The sequence below is a fragment of the Enterococcus sp. AAFC-DPL-5182 genome, from assembly GCF_058216605.1.
Genome location: NZ_CM177101.1, coordinates 533,900 through 559,663, shown reverse-complemented (window position 1 = coordinate 559,663; position 25,764 = coordinate 533,900). Strand labels below are relative to the sequence as shown.

Genomic DNA, 25,764 nt, shown 5'->3' with positions numbered 1-25,764 from the left:
ACGGTTTCCTAAATTTTTACAGGATCAGCCGATTTGTTTGACTTTTAACTATAGGAGGAAATAGTGATGAATACAATTATTGACGTCGAGCATTTACGAAAAAGTTTCGGTGAAAATGAAGTTTTAAAAGATATCAATGTGACAGTAAATAAAGGAGAAGTTGTAACCATCATTGGTTCTTCTGGTTCTGGTAAATCCACCCTTTTACGCTGCATCAATTTATTAGAAAAACCAACTGGTGGTAAAATCATCTACAATGGTGAAAATGTTTTGGAGCGTGGCTATAACTTACCAAAATATCGCACACATTTAGGCATGGTTTTCCAATCGTTTAACTTATTCAATAATATGAACGTTTTAGAAAATTGTACGTCTGGACAGATCACTGTCTTGAAACGTGGTAAAGAAGAAGCTCAAAAAATCGCTTTAGAAAATCTAGATAAAGTTGGTATGAAACGATTTATCGATGCAAAACCAGCACAACTGTCTGGTGGGCAAAAACAACGTGTAGCTATCGCTCGTGCCTTATCAATGAATCCTGATGTAATGTTATTCGATGAGCCTACTTCGGCCCTTGATCCTGAAATGGTTGGTGAAGTACTAAAAACAATGAAGGATTTAGCGCATACAGGATTAACGATGATCATCGTGACCCATGAAATGGAATTTGCGAAAGAAGTATCAGATCGTGTGATCTTTATGGATAAAGGTGTGATTGCAGAGGAAGGCACCTCAGAAGATATTTTTGTTCATCCAAAAGAAGAACGGACGAAAGAATTTTTACACCGTATTTTATCAAAGGAATAAACGAATAACTATCAAAACAAACTAGACCTTTTTCTAGTTTGTTTTTTTACACTTTTGTTCATTTGTTTAAAAAAAAAGACTTTCCAAAGTAATATATTTGGAATAAATAAAAAATAAACCTACAATGTAAGGTGACATCTATTATAATTATAAAAATTTGGAAAGCAGGGAGTTTTACATGAGAAATTATCAAGGAAAATTAATTACTTTCGTAAGTCTACTAATATTAACAGTTGTCCAGATACTTATTCCTTTGGTAGCCACGGCCCAAGAAATAACTGGGCAACCCACTGCCTTTGTAGATTTAGAAGATATCCATATTGATAACGATAAAGAAGCAAATGAATTGAATGTTTCTTTATCGTTATCAAAACCTGTCGGTGATATTTCAGAACAAATTATTATGTTTTCAAACGATATACAATTCACGGATAACGACAACTTATTATTAAGTGATCAGAACAGTCAAACCGTTGGTGTTGGCTCATTAAAAGAAAACAAGCTTCAATTAACAATTGCTCCAACCTATCAAGGCTTAATTAAGTTATCGTTAAAGTCACCTATTAGTGCATTTTCACCTAATTCTTTTTTGAAAATCACAAGTGCCAATTTTTCTAAAGAGATTCTTTTACCATCCAAGGAAGTAACTCCTAGTCCTAACAATCAGTCGCTACAGGAGAAAGCTACAACTGTACAAACGAAAGAAGATCAAACAGATTTTGAACCCGCACTCCATGATTCAGTCATTCCAGATTTAATCTCACCAACACTGCAAACAATCAATTTTGATTATACAACTAACTCAAGTGGAGATTATATAACAAATAATGATCAAGGGAAATCAGGTGAAAACACATTAAATTATGCGTATGGAGCTACAACAGAATCACCATTCGATAATGAAGGATATGTGAATTATAATGATGAAGCTTACGTGAAAAAAACAGTAAAAGAAGTAACGGGTAAACAAGGATTATTCGACATCACTTTAGACATAAAAGGAAACGAATTACCAAATCCGATAGAGATAGCTTTAGTTATTGATTATTCTTCCACAATGAACGGACAAAAGCTGCAAAATACAATTCATGGTGTTGAGGAATTTTTAGACCAAATCGATAACTCTTTAGCAAGCGGAAAAGTTAGAGTTGGCATTATTGCCTATAATCGGGATAGTTATGTTCAACCATTTACTGGGAACAAAGAAGAATTAGTAAACTTTCTTGAAGATTCCAGTAAGAGCCATTCTGGAACATTTATACAAAAAGGTTTGGTAGCTGCTGATAATTTATTTGAGACATCTGCCAAACCTGACGTTCAACGTAAGATGATCGTACATATTGGAGATGGCAGCGTTAACCGTGCTTATCATCCTGCCGATGATGCAATTTTATACACAAATGATGGACAAATAAAACCTTACAATGGATTTAGTGACAAAACCTATTATCGTGATTTTGCTATTAATTCCCCACTGTATTATTCAAGTAGTCAAACAACTGTGGACGAAGATCCAGCAAATGCAACATTCATGAGTGCCAAAGAAATTGCTAATTTATCTCTAGGTACTTCTGTCGACTTAAAATTAAAAGGGTATGACCTTTATTCCATTGGAGTGGCACCAAGTGATCGTGGCGAATATGTCTCTAAAAACTTGGCAAGCAGCGAAGCCAAATATTTACCTATTGATGCTGATCTCTCACAATTAGGAGAAGCTTTAAGTAACGTTGCCGCACGAGTGGAACATTCTGTCCCAAATGGAACTGTAATTGATCCTATGGGGGAACAAATTCTATTGCAAAAAAACAGTAGTACATTTTCGCCAGAAGATTACACTTTACAAGGATTTCGAAAAAATGAATCTGGTTCCTGGGTAGTTGCACCTGAGTTAGTGAATAAAGTGGTTATTGCTGCAGCAGATAATCAACTGGAACTAACAGGAATAACTTTAGGTAAAGATGAACACTTAAGCATGACTTATCAAATACGAATCGATACGGAAGCGTCCTCCTTTATTCCGGATCATTGGTATCTAGCAAATGGTCGAACAACCTTAGATACAACTAGCAAAGGGAATCTTGTAGATTTTCCAATTCCTTCTGTGAAAGCTCCAGGAACAATGGTGAACATTGAAAAAAATTGGATAGATAATAACAACCAACTTGGCTTACGACCAGATGCTATTTCCGTTATTCTGAAACGTACAGCCGTAACAAGTACCGCTTGGCAAGAAAGTCAGCCTATTTTATTAAGTAAGCCTACCGAAACTTCTGATCAATGGTCATTTACTGTTGATTCGATCACGCCGAAAAATGAAACAAACAGTGTCTTTTTAGCAGCTTTTAATAATAAAGGGGAAGACTTTACCTATTCAGCAACTGAAGTCAATACTGATCCAAATTATATTTCTAGTACTGACACTACTCACGATAAAATAATTCTGACGAATCAGTTGAATAAAACGAATTTAATGTTTACTAAAGTTGATGAAGAGGATCAACCTCTGCAGGATGTACGCTTCAAATTGCTAAATGCACAAGGTGTACAGGTTGGAGATGTCCAAACATCCGATAAAAATGGTGTGGTGACCTTTACCAATTTGGATAAAGGAAGCTATCAATTAGTTGAAAGTGCACCTTTATCAGGTTATGAAGCAATCGCTCCGATCCAGTTAACGATCGATCAAAATTCAAAAGGCGAACTAGCAGTTACTACTCCTGAAAATTGGTCCTACAAAGTCGTCAATAAAAAAATAAAAGACGCTGTAAAACCAAAAGATACCATAAATCCAAAAGTTCCAGAAACACCAAAAAGTAGTGGACAAATTCCTAATGCTGGTGAAAAAGTTCAGTCATGGTTATTGCTGATTGGATTGATCATCATTGTTGTAGCTGTCATTTTGTACTATAGAAATAAGCGGAATAAAAAAGAATAACGAATTTTTAGCCAAATGATGGTGCGTTTAGAAAAGAAATCCGGTGCTTGTGTATAACGTTAAAAGTTACGCACAAGCACCGGATTTTATTAGTCTTTCCAGCTATTTATAAGAACGGATTTCAGGTGGCGTATATTTTTCAATAAACTGTTGTATCTGATCCAGATCTTCTGAAAAGAATATTTTTGCTCGATCTTCCTTAGTTAAAAAACCATCCATAACCATCTTATCAAAGAAATCGGCTAATAAATCATAATAGCCAGCCACATTAAAAAAGATACAAGGATTTTGATGTTCCCCAATACGTCCCCAAGAAACAACCTCTGAAATTTCTTCCAATGTTCCTGGACCGCCTGGTAGTGCTAAATAGCAATCTGCTAAGTCGATCATTTTTCTTTTACGTTCGTGCATATCATTCACAATATGCATTTCTGTGATTGCTTGATGGGCTAGTTCTCTTTCCATTAGAAAAGTCGGCATAACACCGATTGCTTTACCACCATTTTCAATAATGGTATCTGCCAAAATGCCCATTAAACCAACTTTTCCTCCACCAAAGACAAGCTCATATTCATTGTTACTCATCCATTGCCCTAATTCTTCAGTTCGTTCTTGATATATTAAATTATTGCCTGTACTGGCACCACAATATACGGCCATTTTCTTCATATAATCTCCACCTATTCCAGTTAAATATAACCCTTTCTTTACTTTTATGCCTCTTCATTTTGTGATTGGTAGGAAATATCATTAAATGATTTTATCGTATAGTTTTTTTGCTCATGTTTATTTTCTAAGATCGTAATACTGGTATTTGCTAGCGGTCCGCCTTCACGCCATTTCGATTTTTCTTTTCCAGCCAATGAATTGATCAACGTAATCAATAACACACCATGGGCGACAATTAGTACTTTCCCATTTGGATAGCTTCTGCTGAGCTGTTCGATCATTTCCGTCGAACGGGTAACTAAAGAATCGATCGTCTCACCGCCAAACGCCGTGGGATCATATAAATCTGGACGGTTACGTAAATAATTAGTTTGTTCATCGTTATGATCAATCTCAGCTCCCTCTCGTTTTCCAAATCTAATTTCTCTCAAACTATTATGATACTGAACGGTTAAACCATCTAAAAAGTTATTTTCCTTAAGAAGATAATTGGCCGTGTCCATCGCGCGCTTTTGAGTACTGACTGCAACTGCATCAAACGAGATATCAGAAAGATAACGGCCAGCCTGAATTGCTTGTTCGATCCCTACAGGTAATAAGGGCGAATCGATCTCTCCTCCTTGAAAGCGCAAGCTTAGATTCAATTCAGTTTTTCCATGTCTAACAAAATAAAATGTGGTCATTTGCTTATTCTCCTCCATTTTTTGAGTTATTCCTTATATTTGATTATGATACTACAAATAGGAACTTTTTGCTTTATTTCTATGTGAGGTCAAAAAGTGGATACAGTTCTAGAAATCTCATTATATACATAACTTTTTTTCTTTAACCATCTGTATACAGACTCATTTCAATCGTATTATTTTTCTCTTTTCCATCTAAAAAAATTGCCGCACTACCATCTATTTAATAATGATATTAATCGTTTAGCCTAAAGCAAAAAGCAATTGATATCTTCATTATTAATAAATATTTTTAAATTAAAATATAATGCCCCCCAAAAAGTTAAATCTAAAAATCTAACTTTTTGGAAGCACTATAGAAGTAAATATAGCTTTTATATACACTTAATAATTTATACCTAAAACAGTATAATATTATTTAGTCAAAATAGATATTATCTACATAGCTCGTTAAGGTATCTTGTAGTTTTTGAAGTTCCTTTTCATACGTTTTGGAATTATTTTTAGGCGTCTGATCATTCATAAATCTCCCTTTATTTGTAACACCCCAGAATTGCGCAGTATCATCATCAAATACTTTAAAAGCTTTCATATATCTATCCCAAATCTCATCATTCTGACCAATACCATCCCCTATAAATCCTTGACCACCACCAAGATATCCACAGTTCATAATAGTAAAAATATCTTTATCTTTTAATAGTCCTTCCAATCCACTCTTAGTATCTTTATACGCAAAATTTTTCGCGAAAACTCGTTCCATATATCCTTTAACAAGTGGTGTCGGAGTATCATGCCAATTTGGATAAACAAAAATAATGTGGTCGCTTTGGCTAACATATTCTTGTTCTGGTATTATATCTTTTGGTGTTTCACCACTTCCATCTTTAGCATTAAAAAATGCTTCACCTTTCATAACAGGGTTAAAATTCATATCATACAAATCTCTTAGCATGACTTCCATTCCCTTTTCTTCAAAGTGCTTCATTGCTGTGTTTGCCAAATCATATGTGACACTGTCTTTTCTTGGATCAGCTATGACAAATAGAAACTTTTCCTTTTCAGAATCAGTAAACCCCTTAGGCTTATATTGCTTAACAAATTCTTTTGGAACTACAGAGGCAGAGGTGGTAACATCCGTGTCAGCACTAGTACTCTGAGAGGCTCCAGCGGTTACTTCATCCTCTTTTTTTGTTGTGCTCATCTCTGTTTTAGTGTCAGTGCTCACAGATTTTTTTGATCCATCAGGAGTACACCCCATCAAACTAGTAACTACAATAAGTAGCATTGAAATAAATATTTTCTTCATCAATATTCTCTCCCCCGTGATTTTTTCAATATACCGTATAAAATACCAACCAATTCGGTGGTTCATCATTTAAACTAGGAATACACAAAAGTAACTTACTAACGCTTTCTAACATTTTTTTATTGCTCTTCCATTGAATTCTCCTTTGTTTCTTCGATAATTGAATAAATTTTACACCCCTCTCTGACGGAATAAATATAACGGCCTTGATTAAATGGATTGATAAACAATAACCACGATATTGGTTTCTCGTATAGACACATTTTTTTGGATAACTCACTAACAAAAGAAAACACCTTATTGAAATCATTCTCTGATCCATTTAGAAGGGCGTAAAATCGTTTTATATCTATCCATTCTGATGATGCATACATATATCCTAACCTTGGATTATCAGTTTCTACTATATAAAAACTTCGTTCTAAAAAAACTTCTCCGATTGGATAATATTTTTCTAACTCTTCTTCTGTTAATGAATAGATCATTTTTGATTTATTTTCCAGTTGTTTCCAAGCAACGCCTAAATTTTTCAACTTATTTTTTCTGGACATTACGTATTCTCCTATACCCCTACCAATACATTACTAGTTACCTTGTCCTAGTCATCTTTTTTAGATTTCAAATACTTCTTTATAAATATGTATTCAACAGCTATGAAATACATATCAGTCTCTAATTACTTTCAGCTGAATTCTAATTATCTAAACGACAATAGCAAAGTACCAAAAAGTGTTGACAATCACAATACTAAAAAATCAATTAATAGCGCTCAGGAAAAAGTAGATACAGATACTAAGACAGAACAAATATTTACTATGACTATGCGCCACCACTTTTCTTCATTCAAAAAATCACTTCTTTCTACTACAAACATTATATTTTTTAATTTTTATGACTAGCTACTCAAAATTTTTGAATACTGTTATTAATATCTGTTTAGTCTAAATAAAAGTTTAGACGCGATTATTCACTTTTAAAACCTTGTAATAGAACCATACAACTTGATACAGATAATACGTATCCTAGTATTACAACTAATACATTTTGTTGTTCGCCTGTTTTTGGTAGAAACTTTTCTTCATTCGTTTTTTCATCTATATTTTTATTTTGAATTGGAGTACTTGCTTTTTTATCGCTAGTAAAATTACTAGGTTGATTATCATTATGTTTTAGTGAGTTATTTGATTGATTATCCTCTGTTATCTGATCAAGCTTATTAATTACATCCTTATTTTTTACTGTGATCACGGCTTCTTGGATCATTGAACCATAACTGTACGTCACCGTGTATTCCCCAGCTTTACTTGTATCTACACTACCTTCTACTTTTACTTCTGTAAATGATACTTCTTTTCCTTCTTTGTCTGTTGCTGATGCAAAATTATCCTCAGGATTCCAATTGTCTCCTACTTTTATAGTTGAGTCGGCTGTTTTAAGGCTTGTTTGGTCTTCAATATCTGCTTCTTTTACTGTGATCACGGCTTCTTGGATCATTGAACCATAACTGTACGTCACCGTATATTCCCCAGCTTTACTTGTATCTACACTACCTTCTACTTTTACTTCTGTAAATGATACTTCTTTTCCTTCTTTGTCTGTTGCTGATACAAAATTATCCTCAGGATTCCAATTGTCTCCTACTTTTATAGTTGAGTCGGCTGTTTTAAGGCTTGTTTGGTCTTCAATATCTGCTTCTTTTACTGTGATCACGGCTTCTTGGATCATTGAACCATAACTGTACGTCACCGTATATTCCCCAGCTTTACTTGTATCTACACTACCTTCTACTTTTACTTCTGTAAATGATACTTCTTTTCCTTCTTTGTCTGTTGCTGATACAAAATTATCCTCAGGATTCCAATTGTCTCCTACTTTTATAGTTGAGTCGGCTGTTTTAAGGCTTGTTTGGTCTTCAATATCTGCTTCTTTTACTGTGATCACGGCTTCTTGGATCATTGAACCATAACTGTACGTCACCGTATATTCCCCAGCTTTACTTGTATCTACACTACCTTCTACTTTTACTTCTGTAAATGATACTTCTTTTCCTTCTTTGTCTGTTGCTGATACAAAATTATCCTCAGGATTCCAATTGTCTCCTACTTTTATAGTTGAGTCGACTGTTTTAAGGCTTGTTTGATTATGGGGATCATCTACCTCTACCCAGTTATTTTCTTGAATTCGATAATAATAGGTATCCTTAGTTGTAGGAAGGAGTTGCCCATCTTTATAACGATTCACACGTTTAGCGGCTTCTTTATGAGTTAGTTCAATAATATCTCCCATTTCTACTGGAAAATCATTTAATTCTTTCGCAATATCCGTACCTTTAGAACTACCATATCCAACTACTTCTTTTTTTACAGTATCCATTGTTTTGTTATAAATCTTGATATCTGGATATTTATTGTCAGGCAAATTCTCTAAGATTCTTTTTTCATTTCCTAATGCTACCAATTTCTTACTTTTTTCATCATAACCCACAGCAGCATAATTCCCTCTTTGTCCAGCCATAACATAAGAATTACCTGGCGTAATTTTTACCGATATATTCAGTTTATTGTGTATATCCAAAGCATTTTTTAAATAAACAGAAATAATAGCATTATTTATGAAATCAAATGATTCAGCGAATGAATTAGTTGAAACTGCAATCAGACTAGCTTCACTTTCAATAGGTGTTGAGTATAATTTTCTAAAAACTGAATCATAGCTTGAAAGTTTTTGTATTTCTTCAAAGGGAATTGAAGCACTTTCGTATAAGTCACCCGTAGGAACAGTATAAGGTCCAACACTATCAGAAATACGATATGTTCCATTTTGTTCGTCCTCTTCACTAGCCAATATATCTTTCCAAATATCTTTTTCTAGTGGTTGAAGATTTAAGTTGGACATCTCTTCTCGTGTTTCATCTGTCACAGTAAAGCGCCAATAATCAAAAAACGGTAATAAATTTCTTTTAGCTACCTTTGATGTCATCAAAATAAACATTTGTTTCTTTTCTAAATCCGTTTTAGGTTTTTCAGTCTCTGACAGTGAACGATAATTTTGACTTAAAACGGAATAAAAATCATAACCAAATACACGGGGAAGAGTCATATATAAACCAAGTACTGCAAAATGATAATCACTGCTTTCTAATGTTTCTCGATCAAAATTCCACGTTGGATCTTCCGAAAGTCTATTAAGATAATTAGCTACCGATTCACGACTGCCATTAGATACATTGACAGCATCATATCGACCAGTCCCTTCAGAATTCCAATTTTTTTGGGCATAATCCGCATAGATATTTACTGTTACTTCTTTCATATTTTTCCACAAATAACTATTATCCTGATAAATATGACCAATCTCATGACTTAAGCCCCAGTCTGGAGTATTTCCATCTGAAGCAAATATTATTCTATCTTTTGTTGTCTCACTATGCAGTCCTACAAAATAATTAGTAGCAAACAGAGTTCCAGCACCAAATGAAGGATTTACAATGTGAATACGTTGCTTTGATTTTTTGGCGACACCAAAAGAATCATCTGCCAAACCAGCCACATTATCTGATAGTATCTTTACTTTTTTTACTGTATCTATAAATACCTTTTCTTGGCCTTTTTTTAGAAAAATGTCTTTAGCACGATCAATACGAATAGTTGCAATGACATTATCATTCTCCATTTCCATAAAAGGAACATCTTTATATGTCTCTAACTGTGTTTCAAAATCGTTAGTGCTAGTTATTCCTTCAATATAATGTGGAACCTTTACACCGCCTTTAATCGTTACATTTTCAGGTCTTGTTTCAGAGTAATTTACAAGATAAACCATTCCACCAGATTCGTCTCTTTTAACACGATTAATTCCTTTATGAAGAGAAAATATTCCATTAGTAAATGGTTTTGTTTGCGTTCCATTCAAAATATAGGGAACATCATTGTAACCACCCCATTGACCAATACGTACTTCTAATTTTTCAGGTTCGTCTTTAACATCAATTTCAAGTTCTTCTCCTTGATATAAGAATAATCCTGTTGACTCAAAAGATGTAAATTCCTTTAATCGATTCTCCATTTCTTTAGTCTTAGTTGGATTTCCTCGTGGTTCAATAATCATTTCTTTTTCTATATTCCGTACACCATCATATGTTTCTGCAAAAGCAACTTTTGACGAAAATACTGATATAAAACAAAGTAACATAAATAATAATTTAATCTTTATTTTTTTTGATTGACGCATTCATTTCACTCTCATTTCCATTGGTTTAACAATTTTACTCCAACTATTCTTCATTTAGATTTTTCCATTACATATTAAATCGACTCCAGAAAAAATACGCTTATAACTGTAATAAGCAACTGTACAAAAAAATTAAAGAATCATCCTAATAAACTAAAAGCCACTTGCCTAATATCAGGTAAGTAGCTTTTAGTAACGGTTATGCTTTAAACTACGTTTTTTTGTTCTATCGATATATAGCTATAATCATTTGGCCATTTGATCAGAAACTTCTGCATGAAACTCTCTAAGCGTTCCTGACGGATCATATCCCACAGCTATTTCTTTCAAAAAGGCCTTTTCTGTGTTTAATCCTCGGCTTGTGGAGATAACCGGAAGATATTCAGTTGTGATAATTGAATCCGTTTCTTTAACTTGCTTTTCATATCCTGCCAAACCAGAATTAATTTCTTTCTCCGATATATTCATATTTTTTCCAAGTACCTTAATAAGTTCGCTCACGTTCTTATTTGGTAATTCTCCTTTTACTGGCGCTATTTTTATATTGATGATTTGTGATTTTAAATAAGCTTCTTTACGATCAACAGAATAGGTATAGGTGAGCACAACTTCCGCAAATACTTGTAATTCCTCTTCTTTATAGAAAGGATATAGTGTTTTAAACACTAATTCCTTATTTTGAGAAAAAATAGAGTAAAGGGACTCTTCTGGGGTTACTGTTTTTGAAGAGAGTTCATCAAGTAGCGTTTTTTTTGTTATTTCATAATACTCTGGTATCTTTACTTTGTACTTATCTTGAAGTAAATCTAATGCTTCCGCTTCAGTTTTAATTTTCGAATAATCAAAGTCACCAAAGGGGCGGCTACGCTCACCAACCCACATCAACGATTGATCCTTTTTAGAAAAATCCGCATAACGCTCTTTTTTCCCGCAACCACTAAAAACTATTAATAAAACAAGGACTAGCAAAACAAGGATTCGCTTATTTATACTCATTGGGGAATCACCACCTCAACAGCCTTTTCACCTGGAAAAGCGTCTTGAGAAAAACTTAATTCGATATTACTCATATCTTTTAATTCATAAAGTACAGTAGTTTCAATTGCTTCACCACATTTTACTTCTTTCGATTGATTATTTATCAGCTCTTTTAAATCTAATAGATCAGAGTCTGCAGATAATTTTCCTATACTAAGAATATTTCCATTTTGTTTTGCAGTCACATAATTGGTCCAAACAGCTGGTTGGATCGGCGTATCCTTTAAATTGGTAAAGGTGTAACGAATTGCTAATAATTTTTTATTATTTTCTCCCGTTACTTGGCGTACACCAGTGGTTTCCATCTTGATATCGTGATTTACAATTGAAATCACGTCACCTTCCTCTTCTTTCTGTTCATTTTTTGCAGCTTCTGCCGCACCTTTATCAAAACCTATTTCTTTAAAAGTGGCAACTGATTCGTCAATTATTTCAGAACGTTTCTTATAAGAATTATCATCCGCTGAATAATAGGTTAGTTGAACAAATCCGTGTTTCGTCCAAATGTAGTACAAATGAGCCCAAACACTTTTCTCCTTATAGGTTGTATTTAATGTGTATTTATATCCTGGAGCCTTATTTACTTTGATTTTTTTCATATATATTCCTTCGATATCTTTGTAATGATACCGTTTTTTTAATTTTTCCCTAGTTTGTTTTCCAAAATCTTTTTGGGGTACATCTTTAACTGGTACACTACTTATAAAAACATAAGAATTACTTTTTTTATCTTCCGCAATAAACGTAGCTTGAAGTCCATATTCATTATATCCAGCTTTAGATTTTTCCCAGCCTGCTGGTAATTGAACTTCATAAGATACACCTTTATCTTCGATCTGTTGTTTTTTTTCTGATAATTTTTTTGTACAACCAATTAAGAGAAAGATATTTAAGCTTAATAAACAGATTACGAGAAAAATTTTTTTCATTGGACTTTCCCCTCCTTTGCTATTTTCCTCAGCCAATAGATATAACCTGTGAATGCTAGAAGGCAACTTGTAAATAAGAAACATCCAACTTTCATTCCTTCTGGGTAATAGATTAACTTAATCTTATGCTTTCCTTCTGGAACCTTTACTGATATTAACGCATCTTGAACAGCTTTAATTGTCACGATTTTACCATCGATCGTTGCTTTCCAGCCTGAATCATAAGGAATTGTTGTAAAGATGAGTTGTTCTTTTTTTACGTTCACTTCTGCTTCCGCTTTGTTGCCTTTTACATCAAATACAACCTCTTTTTGTCTGATTGATGCGATGGCTTGGTCTAATGCTTCTGTTTTCAGTAAAAGAACCGATGGGCGAACAATCTTGATTATTGTATTTCCAGTAAATTCGGCTGTAACTTTGATTGTTTTCGCCTTTTCATAGTAACCAAGATTATGATAAATACCCGTAGAGGAAAGTGGACTGATTGTCTTCTGACCAGAAACACTTATTTCAACAGTACCATCATCTAACCCCTTAGAAGCTCTGGTATCTAAAGTTAAATAGGCTTGGCTTTTTTCTGGAATAGAGACTTCCCATGTAATTTTTCTACTTTCACCATCTGACGTTTTCTCCGAAAAATAAGTATAATCTCCTTGCTCACTTACCACTAAGTTGCTACGACTAGCTTCTTTCAAACTAGTAAATTGGAACAATGTATCTTCTTGTCCAGATAAATAATGGATCAATGCGGTCTGATTACTATTATTCTCTGACCGATAAATTCCTTCATCGGTAAACATACCTAATGGTAAAGCATATTTATTTTCGTAAAGATTGTAGTTTTTCTCAGAAGCAATTTTTTTAAAGCCATATTTTCTTGGGTCACTTTTTGCTAGATTATATTTCACTCCTAAGAGCTCATCCATCAAAAGTGTATTATTTTGATAATGAATATTAAGATTCGTGTCTGGTGAACGATAACCTAATTGATCCATATATTGGGATGAGTGACGATTACGTATAGATGAAAACATAGTAACGCCTGAATAGTTATAATTAAAACTATCTGTCCGACTAATTGGGTCTAAATTTTCCATACGATAAAAGCTTTTGTTTCGTTCTTTAGTTTTATTTACTAGAGGACTGATTTGCTGATACGCTTGTGTATAGTACTTTCTATTTACATATCCCCACTCTCGATCGATTCCTCCTGTCATTTGCTGTGTGTTAAAAAATAATTCTCCACATACACATAAAAACAAAAGAACGGAAAGAAGACCTGTATACTTTGGAGAGTTTTCTTTTATAGCAATAAATAAAAGATATGTAAGTAATAGTACAACAGACACGATCAATGACTCCTGCGTGATATAACCATAACGTTTTTTATTCGCTACAATAACAATTATAATAAATAGTCCGACCAGAGACAGGGTGATATTTCCTAGTATATTTACATCTTTTTTTTCAAATTTTTCTAATCCATACCCAGCTAAAATCAAAATTAGTACGGAATAAAGGAAACTATAGCGGAACAAAAACATATTTGGTGAATGCAGACCTTGCCAAAATAAATTCAATGGTTGAATAAATACACTCGCTACCATCACTAGCAGTAAACTGCCATATAGTAACTTGTTTTTCAAAGGAACTTTTTTCGTCACAAAATAAAAGATAGCAAACAATAACGGTAATAACCCAATATAAATAAATGGGGCGCTCTCAAACTTCGATGTATCATAAACACCAGACATACTCTTGACAATAAAATCCCAAGGACCTACATCTTCTGTAAAAAAATGTTTAATTGCATCTGTCTTTTCACCATTCGTCCGCAAATCTATTACTGAAGGTAAAATAATGATCATAGATGACCCACCTGCAAGTAAAGAGGTAATAAAATAATGCAGAATCGTCTTTTTATATCGTTCCCAATTTGTCAAAGTCCGTACAAAGAAATAGATACAACTAAATACCCCAACCATAAAAGCCATATAATAATTTGTTATAAACAACAAAAAATAGCTAACAAATAATAAAATTGGCTTATTCTTATCCATTACTCGGTGAATACCTAATAAAATAAGAGGTAAGTAGATCATTGTATCAAGCCACATCAGCATAATTGAATACGCTACAGTGAAACTCATTAATGCATAGGAAATACTCAAAATGACCTTTAACAATTGTGATAAGTGGAAGGTCTGATTAGAGAATATCCAAAACGTAATTCCCATAGTCCCAATTTTCAATAATAAAATCACATACATTGCATCTGGTATATATAAATTATCGAAAAAAAAGACAATAAAAGTAAACAAACTATTGGTGTAATAACTCATCAATGACACGAAATTTAAACCTAACGAGCTAGACCATGTGTAAAAAAAAGATTGTTCTCCATGTAAAAAATTATTAAATCCTGAATAAAAATTAACTAGCTGTCCAAAACCATCACTCGCTAAAATCGTACGATCACTTGTTGGATAAATACCTAATTGAAAGTAACAAGTTGCCATTATTGCTACAGGTATAAAAAAACTAGGACCTATAGCTAAAACATTCTTTTTCAAAATATGTTTCTGTGTTTGTTTCATTTGTTTCCTCACTTTTCTTTAGTTGACCAATCCAAAACGAGTGAACGGATAATATCGAAAGATTACTTTCCCCTTCACTGTTTGCTTATCAATCAGTCCCAGCTCCCTGCTATCAGTGGAATGTCTTCTATTATCTCCTAAAACAAAAAACTTATCTTTTGGAATCTTTGAAAGCCCCGCTAGTTGCGCTGCAACTTCCCATGTCACTCGAACCTTTAACGTTCCATCTGGTAACTCGATCCCTGATAAATTACTATTGTCAGAAGGTGTTAGATTATTTGAAGCCATTTGTGCATTTAAATAAACAACATTTCGATCCAACCAAATTCGATCGCCAGGAAGTCCTATAATCCGTTTGATATAAGATTCATCTGCGTTTACTTGCGGCTGAAAGGTAATCAATGAATAGCGAGTCAAAGTAGCCGTTTTTTTTATGAACAGTCGATCTTTATTTTGAAATGTTGGCTGCATAGATTCTCCGCTGACTATGTATGTTTTTACTTTAACTAAAAATAGAATGCTCAATAACGCAAAAAGAGAAAATACACTCTTTCTAAGCCATACGCTTTTTCTCTCTACTGGTTCTATGTTTTTCCGCCTCTTTCTTCTTTACCTACTGATCATTAAAATTGTTTGAGGTTTTGAATAGGTAAAACTCTCATTTCTACGATCCCTACAATATTTTTTTCATCAACACAATCATAGTCACGACTATCTATCCCATAAGGCCGATTATCACCCAAAATAAGGTACTTTCCTTCTGGAATTACCTTTTGTCTAGGTGTCCAGTCATCCGTGTATAAACTCTTACTCTGTTTTGCTCGTTGTACCTCAGAATCTATAAAACGTTCATATACTTCATGATCATTAACATACAATTTATCTTTTTTATAATAGATTTTTTCTCTCGGTAATCCAATCAATCTTCTTACCGAGGTTTCTTTACTTTCTGGGTCTTTATAGAGAATTAATTTAAAGCGCCTACGTTTGGCTAATTTATTCACGAATACCCATTCACCATTTGTTATAGTCGGTACCATTGAGTAGCCTTCAACCTTTACTAATGAAAAAGTAAAAAGCGAAAGGATATAAATTACTATCGTTAATGCTATCAAGCTGACTCCTAGCTCAAAAAGAATTTTTTTACGTCGAGTTGCTTGCCGCTTTTTTGCCGCTTCTTTTTGCTTGATATAACGGATATGTTTTTTTGTCTTTCGCTTTTTAGAATGATTAGTTTTTTGCTTTTTGTTTTTGAGTCTTTTATCAGGGCATGCATGAGCTTTTTGTATTTGTTTTCCACTCATAATAAAATCCCTTCGCTTGCTGTTATTTTTTTTGTTTCAGGGCCTGCTCGTTTATTTTAAATCGTGTAAATACTTTCTTTTGTGTTTCCTTGATTTTATTAATATCTGCTACATACGCTTCTATCGTATCTGAGTCACTCAATTGTTCTACTTTTAATGAATAGAGATTTGTTCCAAACTCACGCAATTGAACATAGTAACGATTCAATAATTGCTGACCGTCTTTTGACAAACTATTAGAAGCTGTGGAGCTTCCATATGATGCTAACAGTGAACTTAATTCCATTAATTTTTCTTTACTGTCTTTTACATCTTCTCCATTTTGGAGCGCATGCAATTGTGTATTTACTTCATTAGTTATAAAATATGTTTGGGCCATTACAGTGCTATCCACAGAGGAAAGATTTGTTTTCTCGTAGTAAGTAGTGTACAAACTAGCACATAACAGAAATACACTACTGACAATTAAGATAATTCCTCTTTTTAAAAATTTCTGAACTTTATTTTCCAATTTATGTTTGATTCTAAGCCATTTTTTTCTTTTCCGCTTTGCTTTTGACCTTTTTCGTTTGAGTACACCCAACTGTTTTTTATACGAAATAAAGAGTATAAACTGAAAAATACTTAAACAAAAAGCAATTAAAAATGCTGAAAAAAAGCATACAAAGAGCCAATTTAGTATTGTCATGGTCTACATCTCCTCTTTATCTTTTTCTCCGCCTTTTTTTCGCCTTTTTTACTTTATTATTAGATATACGATGAATAATCAAGTAAATCACTAGAAGTGTCCCTAAAACGCCAACAACAATCATTACAATGATCTTCCAACTGATCCCTCTATCTTGTACTAATGAAACATCTTGCGCATTGTATTTCTCGGCTTCTTTTTGAGTAACCTCAAATTCTTCTTGCCATTCCCATTTTTTATCTCCTGCAGTTACTAAAATATGACCAACATAATCTCCTGCCACAAATGACTCTCCATTTAAATTCACAGGAAATGTTATTGCAGAATTTGGTGCCATTCGATAATTTTCTTTTTTTGATTCATATAAAACTTCATCTGATCCTTTTTTGAATATCTGCACATCAACAGTCATTCCTTCTACGTAAGTTGCTTTGGTATTGGAAAAATTGGTTAGAAATGCATTACGATAGTTCGTTACACCTGCATTAATTTTATTAAAAACTAACTCTGGCTGTACCTTGACATCTGTTTCACTTAAAAGCATCCCTACGATAAACGCGTATTTATTTACTACACCTTTTTCAGCTTCATCTGCTTTTTTTTCTTCATCCGTCTCAGTTTTTTGTAGATATATACCACCTGAAATATAGCCATCAAATTGTTCTTTTGGCATTGTGATGTTCACAGGTATATTTTTCGTCTCTTTAGGTTGTAATGTGACTTTTTTTGGTACTTCTATAATATTTTTCATATCATAAACTAAAGAGGGGTCATTTTTTAGTTTTGTTGGTCCGTATTCAATCACACCGTTACTGTTTGTTTTAGCACTATTTACCGAAAGATCAACAGATAATTCTTTATCTGTCATATTATAAAATTCAATCTCTACAGTTTGCTTTTGCTCTGGTGTCATACGTAAATCGAAATAACCAGCATTACCTATTTGATTTTTTGGTTTAATTATTTTATAGGTATAGCCTATACCAGCAGGGTTCTCTTGCGCATGTACAGTTTGTGGAAGAATAAGTAGTAAACAGCTTATATAAAATAACAAAAAAAACATGTGCTTAAACGATAATTTCATAGTTAATTCCTTTCTAAATAACATTTAATTCACTCGAGATACAGATAAAGTAACCGATATGTGCGTGTTCTCATGCTCTATAACAATTAATCACAGTACCCATTGACAAATCAAATTGTCTACTATGTAAGAAAAAATCTGACATACAATTTAAATCCTTAAAATACCTTTATCACTTTAAGATTTAGTCACATCATTTGTCGGATTTAGAGTGTGCGCTAAAACTGATTAGTCGTTTTAACACACACTCCTTCACCCTATTTGTAAATAGATAATTCAACTATTTAGTAGCTGATAATACCCAAGTTACTTCACCTTTATATTGGCCTTCAAAAATTGTTTGATCTTTACCAACGGTTAATTTTACTGATTTATCAGAAGCAGTATCGCCTGCTGCATTTAATTTACCAAATTGAATATACGTTTGACCTTGACCTTTGTCTGGAGTAGCTGCGTTTGTGTTATTAACGACTGCTTCTGGAGCATCCTCTTTTACAGTTACAGTAGGTACCACTGCATCAGATGACAAAGCAATCTCATCCGCTACATTTGTTTGGCGTTGAATATTAGAGTAAGTCAATGTTGCACCTTCCAATTTACGCTCTACAGATGTACTTCCTTCAGTCACTGTTGTTGTCATTGGTTTAGTAATTTGCGCAGTTAATGTATAATTGTGGTTTAATGTGCTGCGGACATCTTTGATTACAACGTTGTTAGCCATCTCTCCATTTTCTTCTTTATAATTTTTTGCCCAGAATTCACGAGTATTTCCGTCTGTAACAATCGCATGTTGACCAAAGCTTAATGGTGTTACATCTTGAATTCCGAAAACTGCTGGTGTTAATGGACGAGTAACTGTACCTGAACTAATATCTGTTACTGGAGTACCATCAGAGTTAGTAATTTGTGGTCGAGTGGTATCAGTATCATCTGCTGTATTACGTGTAAACTGAATGTCCATATCTCCTTTATTAGTAGAGATAGCTTGTTCTGGTTCCTCTGCTGCTTTCGTGATGCTTGGGAGTGCTATCGATACCCCAACTGCTGCTAATAATGCTGCGCTGCATAATTTGTTTGTTAATTTCATTTGTGTTTCCTCCTACTATTTTTCTACTATTTATGGTAGCTCGGATATAATCCAAGTTAACACCGTTGCATAAGTCCCTGGTTTTTTTTTCGTTTTACCAGGTAATGATAAACGGACTGCATTATTCATATACAGTGCTTGATTTTTCTGAGGATCAGAAATAATTTTCCCATTTTTATCTAGACGTGGGTTTATAGTTCCTTCCTCATCTTCTGGATTGTCTTTAGACGCACCAAAAATGATGCTCCAGGTTCCATTTCCTGTCCCCTTTGGTGAGTGCGCTAAAGTGTATGTTTCTCCTATATTATCTAATCGAATTACTTCTTTTGATACATCTGGTTTTCTACCTGCACCATTACGTGTGCTGACCCAAGAGTTGTCAAAAGATAACACAGCGCCATCTAATTGTATCTTTGAATCTTTTATATTGGTAAACTGTGTATCTTGACGAACCTGTAAGCTCCAACCAGTTTGTCCTTCTCGATAATCCGATACTTGAATAAATTGACCTCTAGGGGCTATTTCACCTTCGAATAGTAATGCATTTGCAGAATAACTCGTATTTGACAGATTAATTGCACTGCGACCAAACTGAAAATTGGGGACAAAATCAATTCGTAAAGGCCCCGATGTTTTTCCATAATCGCTCCCTGAATTTAATGTTTTTTCTGGATGCTCAGGGTCCAATATTCCATATTTGGGATCCAACATTCCTTTAAAAGAAATGTCCATGTCCCCTTGGTCTTGCGCTTGAGCAGAGCTAGATGCTAGAGTGTTGACTAAACCTATAGAGAAGAACAGACATAGTATTAGCCATTTTTTTTTTTTCATTCACTCATTGCTCCTTCCTATTTTTTGACGATGTCTTCTCAGACCATAAACCAAACAAATAGTTGCAATGAGCAAACCACCGCTTATGGCTAAGCCATTTTTTACAAGTTCACCTGTAGAAGGCATCCGCCCTTTAGGCTTAGAAACAGGTATATTTGATGCACTAGTTGACGTTTTGGTTCGTCCATCACTGGATGTACCCTCATCAAATAATGTGATTTCTCCTTTAATCGAAACTTCTGCTCCTTCTTGAGCAAAAACTTTTCCTATAGGAACTATTAAAAGAAAGAGTAAAAGAAAAGAAACACTTAGGTACTTTATGAATTTATTTATTTTCATCCTTTTCCTTCTCCTTTTACTTTGCATTCTCTAAAGTAATCGTTATTTGTGCCTTATACTTTCCAAGTACTTTAACAGCTCCTGGTTGTAAATCTAGCATAAATCCATCTCCTTTAGACCAGCGCTCTTGTGTCACATTATAGCTTCCTGAATCTGTATTTTGATGACTAAAAATAACTGTATCCTGATCTGTCAACGGTAATTCGTCATCTTGATATTTATACTTGATTGCATCAGGTATTATTATATCTCCTTGTATTTCATCTGAATGAGTTAATGGCTGATCTATCCTTGCCTTTAGACTCCATTTCACCTTATCGGCTCGTGTATCCGATATAACTAGTGGCTCACCAATAATTGTAGGGTTTGTATATTTAACTGCATCAATCGTTGCCTTTTTTGTTTCAAAATCTAGTACGTCAGGAGCTGAACTAATTTTTAAAGTACCGCTAAATTGGTAAGTATAATCATTCGTTCCATCAACGATTGTAATCGCTTCACGATCGGGTTTTTTTACTAAATTATAATTGGCATTGGTTAATTCTTTTATAACATCTGTAACCTCAGCCAATTTAGTTAAATCTATTGGTGTTCCCACAGGTTCTTCTGATGTGTATGGATCACGTAATGGATTCCCTTTTTCATCTAAAAAATTAACATTTAATTGTGCAGTGTTCACCTTTACAATAACGTCTTGAGTAAAGTCTTTTAAAAATTGATTACCAAAACCGCTATCCATGGTTAATAATCTAAATTTAAATTTATAATCGGAGTTGGAAGGTTGTTCATTTGAAACAGTAGCATCATATTTTAAATGGATTCCCGTTCCCACTGGTACATCTTCATTTATCTTTCCTACCATTCGACCAGCTGGATCTCCAGTGGGTTGATAATCGACAGTGCCTACGGATTTCCCAGTGTCATCTACTAATTGCATATTGGTTGGTTCATCTTTAAATACATCTTTAGGAAAAAAGGTTATAACCTGACCACTTTTAAAAGTAAAATCTTTAAATACTCCCTTGTAAATTGTATTAAAGCTAACCGTTAGCTTATCCTCATATTTCAAAACATTGTTTTCTAGCAACTGTCCATCTTTATAAAAGTTAATATTTCCGTCAAAACGTTTATCTTTAAGAATGATTTTTATCAAAACGTCTTCTGGGGGCTGAATTCCTTTTATATTGTCCGTAACAGAATCAAGTGAAAAACCCCAGTCATTCACTTCATCAAGGAGATTCGTATTGTCATACTCAGTTCCTACAGTTTGTTTTACTGATTTTTGGAAAACCTGCTCATTATTTTCATCTCTAAAGTCAAATATTTGTGATGATTGATTTGTGAATATAACAGGATCTGAGGTAGCCGATCCTATTGAACCTCCAAAATCACTTGAGAAAAGTGTTGCAGCCGCATTCACTTTAATTAATTTACTACCCTCATCCCCCTCTGATGGGTCATCTATTACATAAGCACTATAATCTTTTTTGAAATCTAGTTTAACTGGGACGGTAATTTCAAAAACATTACTATATAGACCCGACCCATCTGATAGATTACTCTGCAAATATTCGTCTGTTGCATTTATTCTAATTACTTGTTGTCCATCTGCTTCTGTCGTAATTTCCCTATTAAACTCACTACTATCAATAACCTCACCACTCTGATCCTTGATGACGACATCTTCAATATTCACATCTTCAAAAACATTTGGCAATAACACCGCTAAGTCAAATTGTTTAAGTACTTTACTTGGCTGAGACGGAACAGCTTGATAGATTGTGTATGCACTACTATCTACCGGCTTAGTCACGGTACTCTTTCCAGTAATAATTGGTATAGGAGGTCTAATAATCAATGGTGGTGTAGCACTTAATATTTGGGTAACATTATTCGTCGTTTTAAGCATCTTAATTCCTACAGCTCTAGTTGCCAAGTCTTTATATTGTTGAACTATTCTATTTGTTTCTAGATCAGTATCAGTTGCAGCTTGAAATGTATAAGCTTCTTGTCCATTATTAATTGTAATGGGTGGACTAGGGTCATATTTTACAATACTTCCACTTGGCGTAAATAACCTCTCAATTTGATTTTTTTGTAATATTAATGTTTTCCAATCGGTTATTTGATTATAGGTAACCACACCAGATGTTTTCACTTCATTTTCCGTACCACTTTCTACTGTTGTGATTGTGATATTTATTTCTGTACCCGTTTTACCAGACATATATAAATTCAAAAAATTACTTTTTTCTACTCCTAATTCAAATTTTGCAGGAGTTTTTATTGTTCCCCAAATAACATTAATATCATTTACTTTCAGTATATAAGTAACATTGATTATTATATCTAGCTTAACTCCATTATATCTGCCGACATCAGTAACTCTCAATTTTCCTGGAGTAGCTGCATCAGTTATTGGAACCACGTTTAGATCCTTATCCTGTATAGTTCCTTTTGAGAATTTGACTTTCTCTTTACTTGTTGCATACGTTCCTTCATAATACCACTGTGAATCATCATTCATTCTAGGAAAGAAGGAATATTCTGAATCCAGAGGCTTAGTATAATCGTTTGTCACTCCTGGAAAATTAGGAAATACATCAAGTAAACCAGTAGCATATGTTTGAATAGATGCCTTTGGAGTTGATGGTTTCTTATTTATTTGTTCTGCGCCAAGAACAGTTTTGTTTATTGGACTAATTGTTGTTTTTTCAGTAGATGACTTTGTATTTTGATTTTCTTCCTTAGTATCTGCCAATATAGTATTCGGTTTTGCAATGGAGAACGCTATACAATAAAATAAAACTAACATGCTGAAGATAGTTAAATACTTTTTCACTTTCTCAGCTCCTTTTCAATTTTCTCTTTTTTCTATTTCAAAAATTCTCCCGAATAGCTACGTCACTCTATTTAAATTCATCCAATTAATCGATACCCTTTAGTACGAACAGTTTGGATATATTTTTCACCCTGTATTCCTAATTTTTTACGAAGATGAAAAATTAAATTTGCAATTCGATATAAATCATCGTTTGATTGTTTATTCCAAAGTGTTTCATTGATAGTTTGATAGCTTACTGTTGATCCCTTATGTTTGTACAGGATTTGAAGAATTTGATATTCAGAACGTGTTAACAGAATTTCTTGTTCTCCATTGATCACCGCGCACATGTTAGTCTCATTTAGAACTATGCCTTCTTTTTTTTGATTTTTTTCTTTGGGATATCCAGAAAAAATACGACTGAATGTGTTTTTAATCATTAATGGAAGTTCGTTTGTTTCATTTTCTTCTAACATGCATCCGTTCATGCCCAAATGAAGGTACATATTAATTTCACGTATATTGATATTAGGCAAAATAACCCATATAAATACCTGTGGTGCTATTTGACAGTGAATCAACCATTCACACACTTGTGAAAAGCAATTATCTTTTCCCACATCCAAAATGATTCCATCCAAATCTTTTATTTGAGACTTATCTGATATTTTAACAGCTATGTAATTACTTTCATTTAGTAATTGATGTATCGCTTGACTATTTTCTTTTTCTAAAGTTACAACTCCGATTTTATGCACTATGTATCATCTCTTTCTTAATTTATTGGAACATCTGTTATTTTTCCTAATTCTCTATATTAATAAATGGTTAAACTCTAGCTGAGCATATATTTTGATTTTTATCTTAATTTTTCTACAATTGAGATAAATAAAACATTATTTCGATATTCACAACTGTTTTTAGCTCATATGACCATTTTAATGACGTCTTACATTTCATTTACTAATAGTTTATCAACTGTAGAAATCGCTTTTTTTCTTGTTTCGAAAAGGGAGCCTGTATACGTGTCCAAAGTCATCTTAATCGACTGGTGTCCAAGTATTTTACTAACACTTGCAATATCTGCACCTTTTTCAATGCACCGTGTAGCAAAAGTATGTCTTAATACGTGGAATTTAAAATCTGGTAAATTAGCGGTTTTGATTGTCTTTTTGAATTTGTACGTGATTGCTCTTGGTTCCATCAATTCAGATCCTGTACCGATAACATAGACTGATGAACTATCAGCTTTTTTATTCATTAAATACTTTTTTAGATTTTTTGCTAAAGGAATCTTCCGAATAGAACTTGCTGACTTGGGCGTTCCAGCTACTAACTTTGTTTTAGAATCAATTGAGTTTTCATTAGTTATTCTCGAAATCGTTCTTCTCACATGAATCACATTAGATTCAAAATCAATATCAGACCATTTTAATCCGCTGATTTCGCCAATTCTTATCCCTGAGTACAACGATAAAATGATTGGAGAGCAACCAAGCTCTTGCAAAGCAACTTTTTCAAGCTTACGTTGTTGTGGAATAGTCAGCACATCAATTTCTGCTGTTTTTAATTTCGGTAATTCAAGTGTTTTATACAGATTGCCAGTTACATATCCTTTTTTATGCGCCTCGCAAAACGCCTTTCTTAACAGTGTTATCACATTCCTAACAGAACCTGGAGAAAGACCTTTGTCTTGTAGCTCGTAGATAAAATTTTGAAGATCATTCGACCTAATTTTGGTTAAAGGAGTTGATCCTATAGATGAAAAAATATGTTTTTCAGCTAAGCGTACATAATTAGAGTAGGTCGTTGGTTTTACCCTGTTTTTTACATCCACTGTTAACCAGAAAACAAGCCATTCTTTTACAGTTCCTTCATATGGTACAAACCTTTCGTTCGTTTCTAAATGTTTTGCTTTTAAATGAATCAATTGTTCTTTGGCACTTGCATAAGTTCTTCCATAAACAGAGCCGTATATAATTTTTCCCTTTTGTGTTCTTCCTTTTATATATCGTCCTTCCCAGCGACCATCTTTGCGCTTGTAAATATTCTCTCCTTTGCGTGTCATAAAATGACCTCCTTCTTTTGACAATTTTTTTGACGGCTTTCTTGAGAAAAAAGCAATGAAAATAAATATATTCCATCCTTAATGTCTGTTTATACAATGAAAAACAAATATTATATAAAATCATATTGACATTTTTCAAAAAAAAGATAGAATTACCTTATAAGATTTATTTCATTCCAAAGTTTTTTCTATCTCAATTGTAGAAAAATTAAGATAAGCATTTACAGATATTCCCTTTAAGAATTGATGGTTTCTATCAATTCTTTTTTAGTACTTAGTTATATTAATTCAACATTTAAATGAATGACTTGCCTTTCAAACAAAAAAAATGCTTTTTGTGTA

At 33.5% G+C, this 25,764-nt stretch carries 20 protein-coding genes; 2 read left to right on the top strand and 18 right to left on the bottom strand.

Annotation, left to right across the window (positions count from 1 at the left end):
* Positions 1-66 precede the first annotated feature (66 nt).
* Positions 67-807 carry an amino acid ABC transporter ATP-binding protein gene (locus AC4BB7_RS02645; RefSeq protein WP_490484325.1) on the top strand — a complete coding sequence of 247 codons (741 nt, stop codon included), beginning with the start codon at positions 67-69 and terminating at the stop codon, positions 805-807.
* Positions 808-985: 178 nt separating this feature from the next.
* Positions 986-3,742, top strand: coding sequence for a SpaA isopeptide-forming pilin-related protein (locus tag AC4BB7_RS02640; RefSeq protein ID WP_490484324.1), 2,757 nt, complete (start codon positions 986-988; stop codon positions 3,740-3,742).
* Between the two features lie 102 nt (positions 3,743-3,844).
* Here the strand turns inward: AC4BB7_RS02640 and AC4BB7_RS02635 are convergent, their stop codons facing one another.
* The 18 genes from AC4BB7_RS02635 to AC4BB7_RS02550 form a co-directional block, all read right to left on the bottom strand.
* A complete protein-coding gene (locus tag AC4BB7_RS02635; RefSeq protein ID WP_490484323.1) occupies positions 3,845-4,411 on the bottom strand; it encodes an LOG family protein in 567 nt (188 codons plus the stop codon).
* A gap of 44 nt (positions 4,412-4,455) precedes the next feature.
* The gene (locus AC4BB7_RS02630; protein ID WP_025871164.1) at positions 4,456-5,094 is read right to left on the bottom strand and encodes a histidine phosphatase family protein; all 639 of its coding nucleotides are present in this window, start codon (positions 5,092-5,094) and stop codon (positions 4,456-4,458) included.
* Positions 5,095-5,512: 418 nt separating this feature from the next.
* On the bottom strand, positions 5,513-6,403 hold the full coding sequence (locus AC4BB7_RS02625) for an NAD(P)H-dependent oxidoreductase (protein ID WP_490484322.1): 891 nt from the start codon (positions 6,401-6,403) through the stop codon (positions 5,513-5,515).
* A 119-nt stretch (positions 6,404-6,522) separates the two neighbouring features.
* Positions 6,523-6,954 carry a hypothetical protein gene (locus AC4BB7_RS02620; RefSeq protein WP_490484321.1) on the bottom strand — a complete coding sequence of 144 codons (432 nt, stop codon included), beginning with the start codon at positions 6,952-6,954 and terminating at the stop codon, positions 6,523-6,525.
* Between the two features lie 412 nt (positions 6,955-7,366).
* Positions 7,367-10,633 (bottom strand): bacterial Ig-like domain-containing protein, encoded by a 3,267-nt coding sequence (locus AC4BB7_RS02615; RefSeq protein ID WP_490484320.1) that lies wholly within the window; start codon positions 10,631-10,633, stop codon positions 7,367-7,369.
* 246 nt (positions 10,634-10,879) lie between these two features.
* Complete coding sequence (locus AC4BB7_RS02610) at positions 10,880-11,629, bottom strand: hypothetical protein (protein WP_490484319.1); 750 nt, start codon at positions 11,627-11,629, stop codon at positions 10,880-10,882.
* Positions 11,626-12,600, bottom strand: a complete 975-nt coding sequence (locus AC4BB7_RS02605) for a DUF5067 domain-containing protein (RefSeq protein WP_490484318.1) — start codon at positions 12,598-12,600, stop codon at positions 11,626-11,628. Before AC4BB7_RS02605 ends, AC4BB7_RS02610 begins: the two co-directional genes overlap by 4 nt.
* Positions 12,597-15,197 (bottom strand): YfhO family protein, encoded by a 2,601-nt coding sequence (locus AC4BB7_RS02600; RefSeq protein ID WP_490484317.1) that lies wholly within the window; start codon positions 15,195-15,197, stop codon positions 12,597-12,599. The genes AC4BB7_RS02605 and AC4BB7_RS02600 overlap by 4 nt, the downstream gene beginning before the upstream one ends.
* Positions 15,198-15,215: 18 nt before the next feature.
* Positions 15,216-15,785, bottom strand: a complete 570-nt coding sequence (lepB, locus tag AC4BB7_RS02595; protein WP_490485110.1) for a signal peptidase I — start codon at positions 15,783-15,785, stop codon at positions 15,216-15,218.
* Positions 15,786-15,820: 35 nt separating this feature from the next.
* A complete protein-coding gene (gene lepB / locus AC4BB7_RS02590; protein ID WP_490484316.1) occupies positions 15,821-16,501 on the bottom strand; it encodes a signal peptidase I in 681 nt (226 codons plus the stop codon).
* A gap of 22 nt (positions 16,502-16,523) precedes the next feature.
* Positions 16,524-17,189 carry a YccF domain-containing protein gene (locus tag AC4BB7_RS02585; protein ID WP_490484315.1) on the bottom strand — a complete coding sequence of 222 codons (666 nt, stop codon included), beginning with the start codon at positions 17,187-17,189 and terminating at the stop codon, positions 16,524-16,526.
* A 16-nt stretch (positions 17,190-17,205) separates the two neighbouring features.
* Positions 17,206-18,297, bottom strand: a complete 1,092-nt coding sequence (locus AC4BB7_RS02580; RefSeq protein WP_490484314.1) for a WxLIP family cell surface protein — start codon at positions 18,295-18,297, stop codon at positions 17,206-17,208.
* Positions 18,298-18,553: 256 nt separating this feature from the next.
* Positions 18,554-19,360 (bottom strand): WxL domain-containing protein, encoded by an 807-nt coding sequence (locus tag AC4BB7_RS02575; protein WP_490484313.1) that lies wholly within the window; start codon positions 19,358-19,360, stop codon positions 18,554-18,556.
* A gap of 30 nt (positions 19,361-19,390) precedes the next feature.
* Positions 19,391-20,191 (bottom strand): WxL domain-containing protein, encoded by an 801-nt coding sequence (locus AC4BB7_RS02570; RefSeq protein ID WP_490484312.1) that lies wholly within the window; start codon positions 20,189-20,191, stop codon positions 19,391-19,393.
* Positions 20,192-20,530 carry an EF2685/EF0750 family sortase-dependent surface protein gene (locus AC4BB7_RS02565; protein ID WP_490484311.1) on the bottom strand — a complete coding sequence of 113 codons (339 nt, stop codon included), beginning with the start codon at positions 20,528-20,530 and terminating at the stop codon, positions 20,192-20,194.
* A 16-nt stretch (positions 20,531-20,546) separates the two neighbouring features.
* Positions 20,547-23,372 carry a hypothetical protein gene (locus AC4BB7_RS02560; protein ID WP_490484310.1) on the bottom strand — a complete coding sequence of 942 codons (2,826 nt, stop codon included), beginning with the start codon at positions 23,370-23,372 and terminating at the stop codon, positions 20,547-20,549.
* Between the two features lie 77 nt (positions 23,373-23,449).
* The gene (locus AC4BB7_RS02555) at positions 23,450-24,112 is read right to left on the bottom strand and encodes a helix-turn-helix domain-containing protein (RefSeq protein ID WP_490484309.1); all 663 of its coding nucleotides are present in this window, start codon (positions 24,110-24,112) and stop codon (positions 23,450-23,452) included.
* A 191-nt stretch (positions 24,113-24,303) separates the two neighbouring features.
* A complete protein-coding gene (locus AC4BB7_RS02550) occupies positions 24,304-25,422 on the bottom strand; it encodes a tyrosine-type recombinase/integrase (RefSeq protein ID WP_490484308.1) in 1,119 nt (372 codons plus the stop codon).
* Positions 25,423-25,764 lie beyond the last annotated feature (342 nt).